This is a genomic window from Stenotrophomonas sp. DR822 (assembly GCF_019793815.1).
Taxonomy (GTDB): Bacteria; Pseudomonadota; Gammaproteobacteria; order Xanthomonadales; family Xanthomonadaceae; genus Stenotrophomonas; species Stenotrophomonas indicatrix.
On record NZ_CP081826.1, the window covers coordinates 810628 to 827212 of the forward strand.

Sequence of the window (16585 nt, forward strand, 5' to 3'; positions counted from 1 at the left end):
ATCAAGAATACGGACGATCCCCGGCTCCGCCTATTCGCATTGGAAAAGCCCCATGTCCGAACGTCGTCCGCCGCAGATTTCCTCGAGAAAACAGCCTCGCCAGTCACGATCGAACGACCTGGTCGCGGCCATTCTCGAAGCCGCTGCTCAGGTTCTGAAGCACGAAGGCGCCCCCCGGTTCACCACCGCGCGGGTGGCCGAACGCGCCGGCGTCAGCGTCGGCTCGCTGTACCAGTACTTTCCCAACAAGGCGGCAATCCTGTTCCGCCTGCAGCGCGACGAGTGGCAGCAGACCGGCGCGATGCTGCGCGACATCCTGCAGGACACACGACAACCGCACCTGCAGCGCCTGCGCACGTTGGTGCATGCCTTCATCGTGTCGGAATGCGAAGAAGCGCAGACCCGTGGCGCGTTGAACGATGCCGCGCCGCTGTACCGCGATGCGCCGGAAGCGCAGGAAGCACGCAGCGAGACCGACGAAGCGATGCTCGTGTTCATGGCCGAGCTGCTGCCGCAGGCCTCGGCGGGCACGCGCCAGCTGGCGGTGGATCTGATCGATACCACGCTGGGTGCCACCGGTCGCGAATTTTCCAGTAAACCGCGCACTGCCGCCGAGATGCGCATCCATGCCGATGCGGTCGCGGATATGTTCTGCGCCTATCTCAGGCAGCTGGGCGCGCACTGACGTGCAGCCGCCGGCTTACACCGCGTAGAAGCCCAGGAACATCGCCACCGCCGACTCGGCCACGCGCGTGCGTTCGGCCTGCGCCAGCGGCGCCTGGCCCATCGTCACCTGCGGCCAGAACGCGAAGCTCTTCACCAGGCCCTGCAGCTGATGGCCGGCGAATTCCGGATCGACCTGGCGCAGCCGCCCATCGGCAATCGCCGCACGGATCCACGCGCTGACGCCGCTCTCCTTCTCGCCCATGCGGCAGACGATCGCCTGCGCACGCTCGGGCGAATGGATGATCTCGGCCATCGCCACCCGTGCCAGGTCGATGAAGTTGGCATCACCCAGCAGGTCCAGCTTCTGCCGCAGCAGCTGCAGCAGCTGCACATCCAGCGGCTGGTCGGCGCGGTACGGCAGCTCGACGCTGGCCACGCTGCTCTGCCACAGCTCTTCCAGGATCAGCGCGAACAGTTCTTCCTTGCTCGGGAAGTGGTTGTAGACGGTGCGCTTGGAGACACCAGCCACCGCCGCGATGCGGTCCATGCTGGTCGCCTCGTAGCCGGCCGAACGGAACTCTTCCACCGCCGCGCGGACGATGGCCTCGCGCTTGCGGTCGGTAAGGCGTTGCGGGGTACGGGGCATGGCGGAACCAGACAGCTGAACGGATGCCACCATTTTACACCCAGCAGTGTACTTTCTGAAATCCGGAAACTACACTGTGCAGTGTACCCTGCGGACGTCACCCATGAAGCGCCTGCTCCTTGTCCTCCTGCTCGGAATCCTCGCCGTGACCGCTTATACCTTCTGCAAATCCTGGTCCCTCCCCGACTTCCCCGATTCGCCGCAGTACCGCGAAGGCAAGTTCCGCAATGCCCTGCCGAAACCGGCAATGGGCCTGCGTGATGGCCTGGAGATCTGGTGGACCTTCCTGTTCAACAAGCCCAAGGGCACCGTGCCCGACCACCCCATCCCGGTGCAGGCGCTGGACCGCGCCACCCTGGATGCGGCGCCCGATCGCAGCCTGTTCCGGCTGGGGCATTCGACGATCCTGCTGAAGCTGCGCGGCCAGTACTGGCTGACCGATCCGGTGTTCTCCGAACGCGCCTCACCGGTGCAATGGATGGGCCCGGCGCGCTTCCATGCACCGCCGATCAGCATCGACGAACTGCCGCCGATCGCCGGCGTCATCCTCTCGCACAACCACTACGACCACCTCGACCACGCGGCGGTAATGAAGCTGGCCGGCAAGACCGCGCGCTTCATCGCACCGCTGGGTGTGGGCGACCAGCTGATTGCCTGGGGCGTGGATGCAGCCAAGGTCGAGCAACTGGACTGGTGGCAGTCCACCGAAGCCGCTGGCCTGCGCCTGACCGCAACCCCCGGCCAGCATTTCTCCGGCCGCGGCCTGGGTGACAGCGATCGCAGCCTGTGGGCGTCGTGGGTGATCCAGGACGGCGACTTCCGCATCTTCTTCAGCGGCGACACCGGCTACTTCGATGGCTTCAAGGCCATCGGCGAGAAGTACGGCCCGTTCGACCTGACGATGATCGAAACCGGTGCCTACGATCAACGCTGGGCGTTCGTGCACATGCAGCCCGAACAGACCCTGCAGGCGCACCTGGACCTGCGTGGCAAGTGGCTGCTGCCGATCCACAACGGCACCTTCGACCTGGCCCTGCACGAGTGGCAGCAACCGTTCGAACGCATCAGCGCATTGGCTGCCGCAAAGAACGTGCCGGTGGCCACGCCGATGATGGGCGAGGCACTGGACATGCAATCACCGACCGCTGGTACGCGCTGGTGGGAGCGTGTGCAACTGTAACGGCCTGTCGCGCAGCGACCTTCAGCCGGGATGCTGAACCAGCCGTTCCTGCTCCTTCGCTACATTGATCTGCAGCGCCGCAGCAGCGAGCTCCGCCAGCTCGCTGCTGACCTTCTGGCTGCCGCGCGCCTGCATCCACGAAAGAATATCGGCCAGATGCCAGATCGACGCGCTGCCTTCGTGCACCGGTGCCGGAAACGTCTGCGGGTGCGCGAGCAGCAACTTGCGCATGTTCTGCCGTGACATGCCCAGCAGATCAGCGACATCCGTCAGCCCTACCAGGTCGGGACTGACTTCGATCAGCTCTGCATCGGGTACGGCTTGCCGTACATCTGCAAGCGCGGAAAGCACGGCCTCCCGGGCGCTGGTCGCCTGACGGCAGAATTCCAGCGCCAACCTGCCCGGCCTGCCAATGCCCAGCAGCGCATCATCACAGCCGGCATCGGCAAGGCGTTGCTCAAGCGAACCAGCATCGGTACCTGTATCCGGCAGACGGTATTTCAGAATGAAGGTGAATTCCATCATCGGTGTGTCCTTGGGAGGATGGCGGCTGCGTCATCGCTCACGGCTGCAGTTCTCGACAACGCGACACAAGGCCCGCGCATGGTTCAAGGCATTCCGGGGCGTGCTCCATACGCTCACCACACAGAATTCCCCGCATCGGCACTCCTTGTCGTTGTAGGGACAGTACATTCGTCCCCAGGCATGACTGCCGCCGATCCGCAGCCACCATCCACGCGACTCGGCGAAACGGAGGGCAGCTTCAATGTCTTTGTCCGGATGGCGCGAACGGGGCATTCCTTTCCCTCGGAGTCTGGATGCGATCGCATTGGTTGTCAAGTGACAACCACTGGTGATGCGATCAGTCGCTTCGACCCTACAGCCTCTCCGCCATGGGTCCAGAGCCATCCGCGTCAGTGATCCGGGTGCACCTGTTCCTGCAGGTGAATTCCCAACCCACACTCCTTCGCCGAGATCCCAGGTCGCAGCTCAAGCGATGGGATCAGATAATCCCCAGCGTTCTGCCGCCGGTAGGCAATCACCGGATCGCTCGCCAGCCCATCCAGCCGCGCGCCCAGCCCCTCCAGCACGCCAGGCAAGGACGCCTCATCGATACGGCTGCTGCGGTAGATCACATGCGCGGGCAGCACGTCAAAGCCGGGATAGAACAGGATGCCGTGCTGGATCGGGAACAGCACATCGTCGATCGGCCCATTGATGCCGCGCGGACCGTAATGCGACTCCCAGCCACCGGTGGTGACCACCAGCATCGCGCGCTTGCCGGACATCGCGCCCTCGCCATAGCGGTCGCCCCAATGCCGGTCGGAATGTTCGCCCACGCCATAGGCAAAACCATAGGCATACACGCGATCCACCCAACCCTTCAGGATGGCCGGCATCGAGAACCACCACAGCGGGAACTGCAGGATCACCGTGTCGGCCCAGCGCAGTTTTTCCTGCTCGGCGGCGATGTCGGCGCTCTGCCGGCCCGTCCTGAAGGCATCGCGCGAATCCAGTGACGCGTGGAACGGCACCGAAGGATCCCGCCCGGGGTGATCGTCGGCATCGATCTGCGCCTTCCATTGCATGGCATGCAGGTCGGACACCTGCACGGTGTGGCCGGCGCGTTGCAGGTGCTCGACGGTGAAGGCCTTCAGGGTGCCATTGAGCGAGGTGGGTTCGGGGTGGGCGTAGACAAGCAGAACGTTCATGGTGGCGCCAGGGAGGGAATGCCGGCCATGTTGGCTGCCGCCACGCTATAGTTGAAATGAATTCCTGCAATTCCCGGCATTGCCATGGACAATACCCTGCGTCGCATCGACCTCAACCTGCTGGTAACCCTGCAGGCCTTGCTGGAAGAGCAGAACGTCACCCGCGCGGCCGAACGCCTGCATCTGGCCCAGCCCACGGTCAGCGTGCAGCTGGCGCACCTGCGCCACCTGTTCGATGATCCGTTGCTGCTGCCGGGGCCACGCGGCATGCGTGCCACCGCACGTGCCGATGCGCTGCGCGAACCATTGGCCGAAGCACTGGCTGCACTGCAGCGTGCGGTCGCACCGGTGCAGGCGTTCGATCCGGCCCAGGCCAAGCAGACCTGGCGGATCATGGCGTCGGACTTCGGCGAAACCACGATCGTCCTGCCGGCATTGGCCGACCTGCGCGTGCGCGCACCCGGCACGCGCCTGGCCGTGGTCAGCCTGGCGCCGGCGCAGATGGTGGCGCAGAGCGAACGCGGCGAGATCGATCTCGCCCTCCACATCACCGCCGACGCGCCTGCCTCCCTGCACCATCGTCCGCTGTTCCAGGAACGCTACGTGCTGGCCGGGCGTCGCGACCATCCACGACTGAAGCGGCGGCCGACGCTCAAGCAGTTCTGCGCGCTGGACCATGTGATCGTGTCACCCGATGGCGGCGGTTTCCATGGCGGCACCGACAGCGCGTTGGCGCATGTAGGCGCGCGTCGCAACGTGGTGCTGTCGGTGCCGCACTTCCTGTTCCTGCGCAGCGTGCTGCTGCGCACGGACCTGGTGGCGATGATGCCCTCGCGCCTGGTCGCGCAGGACCCGGCCTTGAAGGCGGTTGCGGCGCCCATTGATGTGCCCGGGTTCGAGATGGTGATGCTCTGGCACGAACGCGTGCATCGCGATCCGGCACATCGCTGGCTGCGCGAGCGTATCTGTGCGCATTCATGAAACCTCGTGCCAAGACCCGCCCGGGAAATATTGCGACGCGTCATGTAACCGGTTACATCCCTTGCTAGCGTAGGCCGGCCCGTTCCCGGGCCCTGCCGATGTGAGGCCTTCGCAATGACGTTGTGCGCTGACCGCTGGACCGCTCCCCGCCTGCCGAACCGGCGCCTTGCCGCGGCCCTGCTGCTCGGCCTGTCACTGGCCGCCACCGCCACCGCACAGAACCTGCCACCGCGCGCGCAATGGCAGGCCAGCGCGTCGTCGCAGCAGGTTCCGGCGATGGCGATCAGCCACCTGATCGACAACGATCCGAAGACGGTGACCGGCGGCGCGTTCAGTCCCGGCCACTGGTTCCAGGTCGATCTCGGCAAGCCTGCGATGCTGGCCGGTGCACGCCTCACCTGGGATGTCTCCAACCCCGAAGGCTATTCGCTGCAGACCTCGCTCGACGGCAAGCAGTGGCAGAGCGCCTACGTCATGGGCGATTCGCTGGGTGGCATCGAAACCCTGTACTTCGCGCCGCGACAGGCCCGCTACCTGCGCCTGGCCAGTCCGCAGCGCACTTCCGACTGGGGCGTATCCATCTTCGAAATGGAACCGCTCGACACCACGCTCAGCGCACGGGTGACCGGGCTGGACGCCACCCGGTCCGCTGCGCTGTGGCAGGGCGGCGGCACGGTTGCCATCCCCGCCGGCAAAGGCGGCATCCACACGCTCGACATCACCCTGCCCCGTGCGCAGCCCAGCACCGGGCTGGCGGTGGACTGGGCCAACGTGCACGGCGCTGCACGCCTGCAGGCGCAGGACGCGCAGGGCCGCTGGCACGAACTGGCGCGCGATGCACAGGCGGCGACCCGGCAGCAGAGTTGGCTGGCGGCCGACGCGCCACTGGACATCCAGGCACTGCGGCTGACCGTGGAAGGCGATGCACCCCAGGTCAAACGCATCCGCCTGCTCGGCCCGAAGGCGGTGATGACGCCGATGAAGCGCTACCAGATCGCCGCCAGCGGCGCGCAGCGCGCGTTGTTCCCTGCCTCATTGCACATGCAGCAGACCTACTGGACCGCAGTCGGCGTGCATGCGGGCCGGCAGAAATCGATCTTCGACGAATACGGCAACATCGAAGCCTACAAGGGCGCACCGCTGGTGCAGCCGATCTGGCGCAGTGCCGATGGCCGCGCGACCGGTGCCGCCGAACAACCGGTGCAGCACGCACTGCGCGATGGCTGGAAGCCGATGCCGTCTGCCACGTGGTCACCGCAGCCCGGGCTGGAACTGCGCAGCGAAGCCTTTGCCATCGAGCGCGACGGGCAACCGGTCACCTTCGTGCGCCATCGCCTGCGCAACACCGGCAGCGCGGCCATCGAAGGCACGCTGACCCTCGCAGTGCGACCGATGCAGATGAACCCGCCGTGGCAGAACGGCGGCCTGTCGCCGATCCGCCAGGTGGCCGTCGAAGGCAACAGCGTGCGCGTCAATGGCCGCACGCTGCTGCAGTCACTCAGCGCAGTGGATGCCGCTGGCACCGCCCCCTTCGGCAACGAAGGCGACACCGAGATCACCACGGCCATCGCCAACGGACAACTGCCTGCCGCACAGCAGTCCAGCGATGCCGCAGGCCTGGCAGCGGCGGCGTTGAGCTACCGCGTCACCCTGGCCCCCGGTGCCAGCGACGCGGTGGTGGTGGCCTTCCCACTCGGTACCGCCACCGTCGATGCCAATGGCGCGCTGCCGGAAGCACCGGCCCTCAACCTCGCCTCGCTGCCGCGCGACGGCGACAAGGCGTTCGACACGCTGGCCAGCCGCGCCTCCGCTGATTGGCAGGCGCGGCTGGGCCAGGTCGGCCTGCGCCTGCCCGACCCTTCGCTGGTGGACATGCTGCGCGCACAGGCCGCCTACATGCTGATCAACCAGACCGGCCCGGCCATGCAGCCCGGTCCGCGCAACTACAACCGCTCCTTCATCCGCGATGGCATGGCCACCTCGGCCGTGCTGCTGCGCATGGGCGAAGCCAAAGTGGCACGCGACTACCTGGCCTGGTACAGCGAACACGGCGTGCATGGCAATGGCCTGGTGTCGCCCATCCTCAACGACGATGGCAGCGTCAATACCGGCTTCGGCTCGGACATCGAGTACGACAGCCAAGGCCAGTACGTCACCCTCGTTGCCGACGTCGCCCGGCTCGATGGCGGGCCGGAAAGCGTGCGTGCCTACCTGCCCAAGGTGAAGGCCGCGCTGCGCTTCCTGCAGGAACTGCGCGAACGCACGCTGGTGCCGGGCTACATGGCCGACCAGCCCTCGCCGGAGCGCTTCGCCGGCATCCTTGCGCCGTCGATCAGCCACGAAGGCTACCCCTCACCCACCCACAGCTACTGGGACGACTACTGGGGCCTGAAGGGCTGGCATGACGGCGCGTGGCTGGCCGAATCGCTGGGCGACCACGAAACCGCCACGTGGGCGCGCGAACAGTACAAGGCGCTGTATGACGCGCTGCATGCCTCGATCCGCGCGACGATGGCATGGAAGGGCATCGACTTCATTCCGTCATCGGCTGACCTCGGCGATGGCGACCCGACCGGTGTATCGATCGCGCTGGATCCCACCGGTGCGCAGAGCGTGCTGCCGGCCGAAGCCCTGCGCACCACCTTCGCCCGCTACCTGGACGATGTGCGCAAGCGCAACCAGCCCGGTGCGCTGTATGCCTACACGCCGTATGAAATCCGCAACGTGCTGAGCTACGTGCACCTGGGCCAGCCCGAAGCGGCCGACGAGCTGCTGCAGGGCCTGCTGCACGATCGCAGGCCGCTGGAATGGCAGGTGCTGGCCGAGGTCGTGCACTCGCGGTTGCGCTTCCCGCGCTATCTGGGCGACATGCCGCACACCTGGATCGGCGCCGAATACGGCCGCACCCTGTTCGGCATGCTGATGCGCGAGGATGACGATGCGTTGTCGCTGCTGCCGGGTACGCCCCCTTCGTGGGTCGCTGGCGAGGGCCTGGCCGTGGACCGCTTGCCCACTGCCTATGGCACCCTGCAGATGCAGGCACGCCAGCGCGACGGCAACCTGACCGTGTCGCTCGGCAAGGGGCTGCGCAAGGGCACGCCGGTACGCGTATGGTGGCCCAACCGTACCCTGCCCAAGGACGTGCGCGTGGATGGGCGATCGGTACGGAACTTCGACAAGGACGGCGTGCTGCTCGATGGCCCGTTCCGCACCCTGGAGGCACGTTGGCAGTAATGCCGATGCAGGAACCGAAGTGATCGAACTTGTACTCGATGGCAGCGCTGACCCCGGTAGAGGCCGACCTTGGTCGGCAGCCCTGCCTCGCATTCCGGTGGGTGCCAACCGTTGGTTGGCACGCCCTCCGGTAGATGCCGACCTTGGTCGGCACGCCTTCCGTCGAGCAAGCTCGACGCCTACCAAGCGGCATCGCTAGAACCCCGGCAACCCCGGCGGATTGGTCTGCGACTGCGGCACCGCTTCTTCGGCCACATTCCAGCGCGCCAGCACCTTCGCGTAGGTACCGCTGCTGATCTGGGTGTTCAATGCCTGGGTCACCGCATCGGCCAGGCCACTGCCCTTGCGGGTGGTCACCGAAATCGCCGCTGCGTCCGGCCAGCCACCCGGGAACAGGCCGACCCGGCGCACCTTGCCGTCGCGCGCCGAATAGGCGCCGGTGGCATTCGGCTCGAACGACACGTCGGCGCGGCCGGTGATCACTGCCAACCGCCCGATCACCGCATCATCGAAGTACTGGTACTCCACCGGTTTCAGGCCTGCGGCGATGTTCTGCTTGTCCCATTGGCGCAGGATCTGGTCCTGGTTGGTGCTGGCCCCCACCACCACTTTCAGGCCTGCCACGTCGGCCGGTGTGGCGATCTTCTGGATCGGGCCATCGGTGCGGGTATAGATGCCCAGCAGGTCGAAACGATAGCTGGAGAAATCGAACTTCTTCTTGCGTTCTTCAGTGACCGTCACGTTCGACAGCACCGCATCGTACTTGCCCGATTCCAGCCCCAGCGGCCAGTCGGCCCAGGCCACCGGCACCACCACCAGCTTCAGGCCCAGGCCATCAGCAATCAATCGTGCGATGTCCGGCTCCACGCCCACCACGTCCTTGCTGTCGGCACCGTAGTCGGCCAACGGCAGCTGGCCGGGATGGGTGGCGATGGTGAACGCGCCGGGGGTGACGAAGCGATAGCCGGCCGGAATCAGCGCCTGCGCCTTCGGATCGGGCGTGCCCTTCAGTATCTGCGCGTTGCTGGCCGCCAGCGAGGTCGCCGCAACGGGCACGCCGTCGGGGCCCTGGCGCACGCGCGAATAGACGATGCCGGCAATGCCGATGACCAGTACACCGACGATCAACAGGGTGCTGCGGGCGGGGCGTCGCTGCGATGCTGGGCTCATGGCGGTTCTCGAAATGGGGTTACAGGGTCTTGGCCAGGAAATCGGCGGTGCGTTGCTGGCGCGGGTGTTCAAACAGCGCGTCCGGCGTGCCCTGCTCGATCACCCGGCCCTGGTCCATCATCACCACGTGGTCGGCCACGCGGCGGGCGAAGCCCAGTTCGTGGGTGACGATCACCAGCGTGGTGCCGGAACTGGCCAGTTCCTCGATCACGCTCAGCACCTCCGACACCAGCTCCGGGTCCAACGCGGAGGTCGGCTCGTCGAACAGCAGTACCTTCGGCTGCAGGGCCAGCGCGCGGGCGATGGCCACACGCTGCTGCTGGCCGCCAGACAGCTGGCGCGGGAAAGCATCGGCCTTGTCGGCCAGCCCCACCCGCTCCAGCAGGGTGCGTGCCTGCTGCTCGGCCTGGGCGCGCGAAATGCCGCGCACCGCGATGGGCGCTTCGATGATGTTCTCCAGTGCGGTCATGTGCGGGAACAGGTTGAAGCCCTGGAACACCATGCCGACTTCCGCGCGGCGACGGCGGATCTCGCCTTCCGGCAGCTCGTACAGGGTGTCGCCGTCGCGGCGGTAACCGATCAGCTGGCCGCCCACGGTGACGAAGCCGCTGTCAGCGCGTTCAAGATGATTGATCAGCCGCAGCAGCGTGGACTTGCCCGCACCGGACGGACCGATCAGCACCGTCACGCTGCCGGCCCTCAGTTCCAGATGCACGTCATCAAGCACCGTCTGCTCGCCGAAGGCCTTGCCCACCCCCTGCAGGGACACAGCCGCGCCCATTCCGGCCTCGATCGGCACGGCAAATGCCGCCCGGCTGGGCACGCGTGCAGCGGTCGCCGCCCGCGGTGCTGCAGACGATACCCGCGACACGTTGCGCTCATGCTGCAGCTGGCCGCGGGCAAAGCGCTGCTCCACCCGCCGCTGCAGCAGCGAAAGCACCGTCAGGATCACCAGGTACCAGACGGTAGCCACCATCAGCAGCGGCACTACCTCCAGGTTGCGCCGGTAGATCACCTGCACGGTGTAGAACAGCTCCGGCAACGCCAGCACGTAGACCACCGAGGTGCTCTTGGCCAGGCCGATCACATCATTGAACGCTGCGGGCAGGATCGAGCGCATCGCCTGCGGCAGGATGATGCGGCGCACCTGGCGCCCACGCGGCAGGCCCAACGCTGCGGCCGCCTCGTACTGGCCGTGGTCGACCGACAGGATGCCACCACGGATCACCTCGGCCGAGAACGCCGCCTGGTTCAAGGTGAGGCCGAGCACGGCGGCAGTGAACACGCCGATCAGCTGCGTGGTCGGGTACGAGAACAGGCTGATGCCGGTGAATGGAACGCCCAGTTCGATGGTGCTGTACAGGTAGCCCAGGTTGTTCAGCAGCAGCAACAGCACCAGCAGCGGAATCGAACGGAACAGCCACACGTACCCCCACGACACCGCCGACAACAGCGGTGAACCGGAGACCCGGGCCAAGGCCAGCAAGGTGCCCAGCGCGAAGCCGAGGCCGGTACCGAGTGCGGTCAGCAGCAGCGTTCGCCCCAAGCCTTCCAGTACCGGCCGGGCAAAGAACCACTCGGCGAACGTGCCCCAGCCCCAGCGCGGATTGCCCAGCACCGACTGCAGGCCGATCAGGATCAGCGCGAGTGCCAACACCGTGCCGATCACCTGCAACGGATGCCGCGCCGGCACGATCTTCAGCGCCGTGGCCGGCTGGCGGACAATGCCCTCGATGGCAGTGGAAGGCGTACTCATGCCGCCGCTCCCTGCAGTGCGAGGGCGGCTGCGTTGCCCGCCTGTGGCTGTGGCACCAGGTGTTTCTCGAACGGCAGATGCGCGATGGTTTCCGGGTCCGCATGCAGATCGAACAACGCGGTGTAGCCGTGGCTGAGGTACAGGCCGACCGCCTCGGGCTGGCGGAAGCCGGTGGTCAGGAACACGCGCCGATAGCCCTGCCGTGCAGCCTGGTCTTCCAGTTCCTGCAGCACGCGCCGGGCGATGCCCTTCCGACGCAGGCCAGGCAGCGTCCAGATGCGTTTGAACTCGGCGGTGTCCTCATCGCGATGCGGCATGAAGGCGCCGCCGGAAATCGCCACGCCGTCGCACAGCAGCAGCACGAATGCACCGACCGGGGCAGCGAAGGCTTCGGCCGGATAGCGCTGCAGCTCCTCGCGGGCACTGCCACCGATACGCCGGCGCACGTCCGCATAGCGGTTGTCGTACTCTTGCTCCAGGCCGTCGAACAACGGGCGCGCCAGCGGGTCGTCCACCGAGGTGTACAGGAAGCGATCATTGTCGTACCGCACGCTCATGCCACGTCCTCCACCAGATAGTGCTCGGCCAGACGCGCCCACAGGCTGGCCGCCGGGGCGATGGCCGCGTCGTTGAACACATAGCGCGGGCTGTGCAGCGGCGCGCTGTCGCCGTTGCCGACGAACACGAAACTGCCCGGCCGTGCCTGCAGCAGAAAGGCGAAGTCCTCGCTGGCGGTACGCGGTGCGAAGGCCTCCACCACCTGCCCTGCACCGAACCCCTGTACCGCCACCTCGCGGACGTAGGCCGTCTGCTCGGGGTGGTTGATCACGCTGGGGAAGCCACGCGGGAATTCGATCTCGGCACGCGCACCGAAGGCAGCGGCGGTCTGCTCGGCAAGTTCGGTCACCCGCCGGCGCAGCGTATCGCGCACCTCCGGCAGGTAGGCGCGCACGGTCAGCTTCAGCTCCACCACGTCGGGGATGACATTGGCCGCCTGCCCACCGTGGATCGAGCCGACGGTGACCACGCCCATCTGCCGCGGATCGACATTGCGCGACACCACGCTCTGCAGCGCGGTGATGATGTGCGCGGCAGCCAGGATCGGATCGACGCTGCCCTGCGGCTCGGCGCCGTGGCCGCCCTTGCCGATCACCCGTAGACGCGCCCAGTCTACCGAGGCCATCGCCGGTCCGTCGACGAAGCCGAAGTGCCCCACCGGCACGCCCGGCCAGTTGTGCAGTCCATAGATGGCATCGACGGGGAAGCGTTCGAACAGGCCATCGGCGATCATCTTCGAAGCGCCCGAGCCGGTTTCCTCGGCCGGCTGGAACACCAGCTGCAAGGTGCCATCGAAACGCCCGTGGTGGGCCAGATAGTGCGCGGCCGAGAGCAGGATGGCGGTGTGGCCATCGTGGCCGCAGGCGTGCATCAGGCCTTCGCGCTGGCTGGCATAGGCCAGCCCGGATTCTTCGTGGATCGGCAGCGCATCGATGTCGGCGCGCAGACCCAACCGGCGACGGCCCTGGCCGCGCTGCAACGTACCGACCACGCCGGTGCCACCGATGCCGGTGCTGACCGCATAGCCCCATTGCTGCAGCAGCTCGGCCACGCGGGCGCTGGTGCGGTGTTCTTCGAAGGCCAGTTCCGGGTGCTGGTGCAGGTCGTGGCGGATCGCGATGGCCTGTTCGGCACGTGCCGCGATTCCCGGCAGCACGCCAGTCGTTGGGGAACTCCGCCGGGCATGGCCCGGCGCTACCGCGTTTTCTCCGCTCATCGCCCTACCCCGCCTTCCGCGCCGGTTCGGCGTCGCTTGCATGGCGGCTGGCCTTGTACGGCAGGCCCAGATGCTCGCGCAGGGTCTGTCCCTCCAGCTCGCGCTGGTGGTAGCCGCGCGCCTGCAGGATCGGCAGCACGTGGCTCACGAAATCGTCCAGGCCTTCGCGCTGCGCCGCGAAGCCGAGGATGAAGCCATCGCTTGCACCGGCGTCGAACCAGCGGATCAGTTCGTCGGCCACATGCTCCGGCGTGCCGATGAAGTTCGGCCGCGGGCTCACCGCCTGCAGTGCCACCTGGCGCAGGCTCAGGCCCTGCTCGCGCGCATCCTGCTTGATGCGGTCGGTGGTGGAACGGAAGGAATTGGCGCCGATGTCACCCAGCTCCGGGAACGGTGCATCCGGGTCGTACTGGCCGAAATCATGGTGGTCGAAGAAGCGGCCGAGATACGCCAGGGCATCGTCCAGCCCGGCCAGCGCGGCAATCGCCTGGTACTTGGCCTCGGCGTCTTCCGCCGTGCGGCCGACGATCGGGCCGATGCCCGGGAAGATCTTGACGTCACCGGCGCTGCGGCCATGGGCGATCGCCGAGTTCTTCACCTTCTGGGTGAACGTACGGGTCTCCTCCAGCGACGGCGCGTGGGTGAACACCGCATCGGCGTACTTGCCAGCCAACGCAATGCCATCGTCGGACGAACCGGCCTGGAAGATCACCGGCTGCCCCTGCGGCGAGCGCTGGATGTTGAGTGGGCCTTCCACCTGGAAGAAGCGGCCCTTGTGGTCGAGGCGGCGGAACTTCTCCGGCGCGAAGAACGTGCCGCTGTCGCGGTCACGCACGAACGCATCGTCATCCCACGAATCCCACAGGCCCTGCACCACCTCCAGGTATTCGTCGGCAATCTGGTAACGCAGCGCGTGTTCCGGATGCGGACGCCCGTAATTGCGGCCCGAGCCTTCCAGCGGCGAGGTCACCACGTTCCACCCTGCACGGCCACCGCTGAGCAGATCCAGCGAGGCGAACTGGCGCGCCACGGTGAACGGATCGCTGTACGAGGTGGAGAGCGTGCCGGCCAGGCCGATCTTCTTCGTCGCCGTCGCCAGCGCCGACAGCAGCGAGATCGGCTCGAAGCGGTTGAGGAAATGCGGGATCGACTTCTCGTTGATGTACAGCCCGTCGGCAACGAAGCCGAAGGCAATGCCGTTGTCCTCGGCGGTACGCGCGATGTCGATGTAGTAGCCCAGGTTGACGCTGGCATCGGGCACGTTGGACGGGTGCTTCCACGCATGCATGTGGCTGCCGGGGCCCTGCAGCATGATGCCGAAGGGGATGGGACGCGGGGTCGTGCTCATGGGGTGGCTCCAGCAGTCAGGCCACCGCCGCGCGGGGCGCGGGCGACAGCAGTTCAAGGGACGTCAGGCGTGCGTCGAGGTCGGCCACCGGCGCGTCGAGGATGAATTCACCGACGCCGAAGCGGCGGTGCAGCGCATCCAGTTCGCTGCGTACATGCTGCGCATCGCCAGAGAGCACGCTGGGGCGTGTCTCTTCGATGCGGAAATCAGCAACCCCCACCTGCCGCGCGTATTCGGCAGCGGCCTCGGGACTGGGCAGGTTCACCGTCTGCCCTGGGGCGAGGTGCAGCTTGTAGACCCGCAACGCGCCAATGTGACGAGCGGCGGCCTCGCTGGTGGGCGCGGCGAAGGCCACGGTCGCCAGCAGCGGTGCATGCGTGGATACCGCGCGATAGGCCTGGAAGGCGGCCTCGATGTGCTTCGGGTCGCCATCGAAGTGCGCGGCGTAGACGAAGCGCCAGCCGAGCTCTGCGGCCTGCCGCGCACTCTGTGGACTCGCGCCCAGCAGGAAGCGCTCCGGCGGCGTCTGCGGAATCGGTCGCGCCTGAGCGTCTGCCTGCGCATCGGACAGATAGCCTTCCAGGTCGCGCAGCTGCTGGTCGAAATCGGCGAATGCCGGGCGACCGGCGGCCAGTGCGGCAGTCGATGCCGGCAGACCACCCGGCGCCTTGCCCACGCCCAGATCCACGCGTCCGGGCGCAAGGGCGGCCAGCAGATTGAAATTCTCGGCCACCTTGTAGGGGGCGTAGTGGCGCAGCATCACCCCGCCACTGCCGATGCGGATGCGCCGGGTCTGCGCCAGCACCCACGCCGCCAGCACTTCCGGTGCCGGGCTGGCCAGCGTCGGCGCGGCATGGTGTTCGGCAAACCAGTAGCGGTGGTAACCCAGTTGCTCGGCGCGCTGCGCCAACTGCAGGCTGTTGCGCAGCGCTTGTTCGGGCGTGCTGCCGTCGGCCACCGGGCTCTTGTCCAACACGCTGGTGAGGTAGCTCATCGTCACGTCCTCGCTCAGGGATGGGCCACGGGAATGCCGAGCAGGCCATTCAGTGCCGCCAGGATCGGCTCGGCACCGGAGATATACTGGCGTTGCTGGTACTCGCCACTGGCGTGCTCGTTGACCACGCCCTGCGGCAGCACCAGCTTCGGCAGCGACTGATCCTGCTCACCGATCTCGGCGATCACCTCGCGGCGCGGCCGGCTGAAGCCGATGCGGCGCACATCCAGCTGTGCGTCCAGGCCCTCGATGCTCGACAGCGCACCTTCCAGCAGCAGGCTGTGCCGGCAGAAGAAGCGTTGGCCGGGCAGCTGGCCGTCTTCGAACTCGCGGTCCAGCAGGAACAGGATGGGTTTGTGGGTTGCGTCTACAGCCACGGAATCGTCCTCGTAGGGGCCGGCAATGCACTGCCGCTTCGATATCGATGCTAGAGAAGGACGGCCCGATGCCAGCGCCGGAACTCGACAATCCACGGTCGGATCCGGCCATGCAGATGCAGGTTGGCAATAAGGTCATGGCGCGGCGCTAGGCAATCCGTCGCAGTGGCGGTGCTGCGGATGCCGCCAGCGGCGTCAGGTGGCCAGCCGCGCGCTCGGCCGCCAGCTGGATGCGCGCCTGCAGTGCAGCGCTGTTGATCCGGTCGCCGTCGAAGTCGGCTGGCGTGGCATACACCCCGATCGGCAACGTATGCGCCTGCAGGAAGCTGAAGAGTGGACGCAGCTGATGATCGATCACCAGCGCGTGGCGCTCGCTCCCACCAGTAGCCGCCAGCAGCACTGGCGTATCCACCAGCGCGTCCAGCCCGATGAAGTCGATCAGGTGCTTGAACAGGCCCGGATAGGACCCGCGATACACCGGCGCGGCCGCCACCAGCAGCTGCGCCGATTCAATCGTAGCCAGCGCGCGCTCCACCTGCGGCTCCACTTCACTGCGCTGCAGCGCCTGCCCCAGCGAGCGCGCGATCGGCGCCAGCTCGACCAGCTCCACGCTGATGTTGATCCGCTCACGCAGTTCTTCCAGCAGATGCCGCACCAGCAGCAACGTGCGCGACGTCGCCGAACTGGTCGGCGACCCCACCAATGCAACCACCTTCAATGCAGAAGACATGACCCCTCCTCGGTAGC

The 16585-nt window shown here is 66.9% G+C and carries 16 protein-coding genes; 4 read left to right on the plus strand and 12 right to left on the minus strand.

The window, feature by feature from the left end; translation table 11 throughout:
- Window positions 1-52 precede the first annotated feature (52 nt).
- The gene (locus K5K93_RS03655) at window positions 53-685 is read left to right on the plus strand and encodes a TetR family transcriptional regulator (protein WP_222389825.1); all 633 of its coding nucleotides are present in this window, start codon (window positions 53-55) and stop codon (window positions 683-685) included.
- Window positions 686-700: 15 nt separating this feature from the next.
- Here K5K93_RS03655 and K5K93_RS03660 read toward each other — a convergent pair whose 3' ends face one another.
- Entirely contained in the window at window positions 701-1312 is a 612-nt protein-coding gene (locus K5K93_RS03660) for a TetR/AcrR family transcriptional regulator (RefSeq protein ID WP_032976163.1), read from the minus strand.
- Between the two features lie 103 nt (window positions 1313-1415).
- Here K5K93_RS03660 and K5K93_RS03665 point away from each other — a divergent pair, with 103 nt between their 5' ends.
- Entirely contained in the window at window positions 1416-2492 is a 1077-nt protein-coding gene (locus K5K93_RS03665; RefSeq protein WP_140227073.1) for an MBL fold metallo-hydrolase, read from the plus strand.
- A 21-nt stretch (window positions 2493-2513) separates the two neighbouring features.
- On the opposite strand, the gene K5K93_RS03670 is transcribed toward K5K93_RS03665, so the two are convergent.
- The 3 genes from K5K93_RS03670 to K5K93_RS03675 all read right to left on the minus strand — a co-directional run bounded on the left by K5K93_RS03670 (window position 2514) and on the right by K5K93_RS03675 (window position 4204).
- A complete protein-coding gene (locus K5K93_RS03670) occupies window positions 2514-3014 on the minus strand; it encodes a DNA-binding protein (protein ID WP_049465731.1) in 501 nt (166 codons plus the stop codon).
- Between the two features lie 33 nt (window positions 3015-3047).
- Window positions 3048-3290 (minus strand): hypothetical protein, encoded by a 243-nt coding sequence (locus tag K5K93_RS20235; RefSeq protein WP_261311917.1) that lies wholly within the window; start codon window positions 3288-3290, stop codon window positions 3048-3050.
- 116 nt (window positions 3291-3406) lie between these two features.
- Window positions 3407-4204 (minus strand): NAD(P)H-dependent oxidoreductase, encoded by a 798-nt coding sequence (locus K5K93_RS03675; RefSeq protein WP_222389827.1) that lies wholly within the window; start codon window positions 4202-4204, stop codon window positions 3407-3409.
- An 84-nt stretch (window positions 4205-4288) separates the two neighbouring features.
- Here K5K93_RS03675 and K5K93_RS03680 point away from each other — a divergent pair, with 84 nt between their 5' ends.
- Both K5K93_RS03680 and K5K93_RS03685 read left to right on the plus strand, forming a co-directional pair.
- Complete coding sequence (locus tag K5K93_RS03680) at window positions 4289-5185, plus strand: LysR family transcriptional regulator (RefSeq protein ID WP_222389830.1); 897 nt, start codon at window positions 4289-4291, stop codon at window positions 5183-5185.
- A gap of 114 nt (window positions 5186-5299) precedes the next feature.
- Entirely contained in the window at window positions 5300-8419 is a 3120-nt protein-coding gene (locus tag K5K93_RS03685; RefSeq protein ID WP_222389832.1) for a discoidin domain-containing protein, read from the plus strand.
- 195 nt (window positions 8420-8614) lie between these two features.
- Here K5K93_RS03685 and K5K93_RS03690 read toward each other — a convergent pair whose 3' ends face one another.
- The 8 genes from K5K93_RS03690 to msuE form a co-directional block, all read right to left on the minus strand.
- The gene (locus K5K93_RS03690; RefSeq protein ID WP_222389835.1) at window positions 8615-9589 is read right to left on the minus strand and encodes an ABC transporter substrate-binding protein; all 975 of its coding nucleotides are present in this window, start codon (window positions 9587-9589) and stop codon (window positions 8615-8617) included.
- A 19-nt stretch (window positions 9590-9608) separates the two neighbouring features.
- On the minus strand, window positions 9609-11345 hold the full coding sequence (locus K5K93_RS20315) for an amino acid ABC transporter permease/ATP-binding protein (protein WP_222389836.1): 1737 nt from the start codon (window positions 11343-11345) through the stop codon (window positions 9609-9611).
- Window positions 11342-11902, minus strand: coding sequence for a GNAT family N-acetyltransferase (locus tag K5K93_RS03700; RefSeq protein ID WP_222389838.1), 561 nt, complete (start codon window positions 11900-11902; stop codon window positions 11342-11344). Before K5K93_RS03700 ends, K5K93_RS20315 begins: the two co-directional genes overlap by 4 nt.
- On the minus strand, window positions 11899-13119 hold the full coding sequence (locus K5K93_RS03705; protein WP_222389840.1) for a M20 aminoacylase family protein: 1221 nt from the start codon (window positions 13117-13119) through the stop codon (window positions 11899-11901). The genes K5K93_RS03700 and K5K93_RS03705 overlap by 4 nt, the downstream gene beginning before the upstream one ends.
- A gap of 4 nt (window positions 13120-13123) precedes the next feature.
- Complete coding sequence (locus tag K5K93_RS03710; protein ID WP_222389841.1) at window positions 13124-14467, minus strand: LLM class flavin-dependent oxidoreductase; 1344 nt, start codon at window positions 14465-14467, stop codon at window positions 13124-13126.
- 16 nt (window positions 14468-14483) lie between these two features.
- Window positions 14484-15461 (minus strand): LLM class flavin-dependent oxidoreductase, encoded by a 978-nt coding sequence (locus K5K93_RS03715; RefSeq protein WP_222389843.1) that lies wholly within the window; start codon window positions 15459-15461, stop codon window positions 14484-14486.
- Window positions 15462-15475: 14 nt separating this feature from the next.
- Window positions 15476-15838, minus strand: coding sequence for a DUF3088 family protein (locus K5K93_RS03720; RefSeq protein WP_025874933.1), 363 nt, complete (start codon window positions 15836-15838; stop codon window positions 15476-15478).
- Between the two features lie 148 nt (window positions 15839-15986).
- A complete protein-coding gene (gene msuE / locus K5K93_RS03725) occupies window positions 15987-16568 on the minus strand; it encodes an FMN reductase (protein WP_093819753.1) in 582 nt (193 codons plus the stop codon).
- Window positions 16569-16585: the final 17 nt, after the last annotated feature.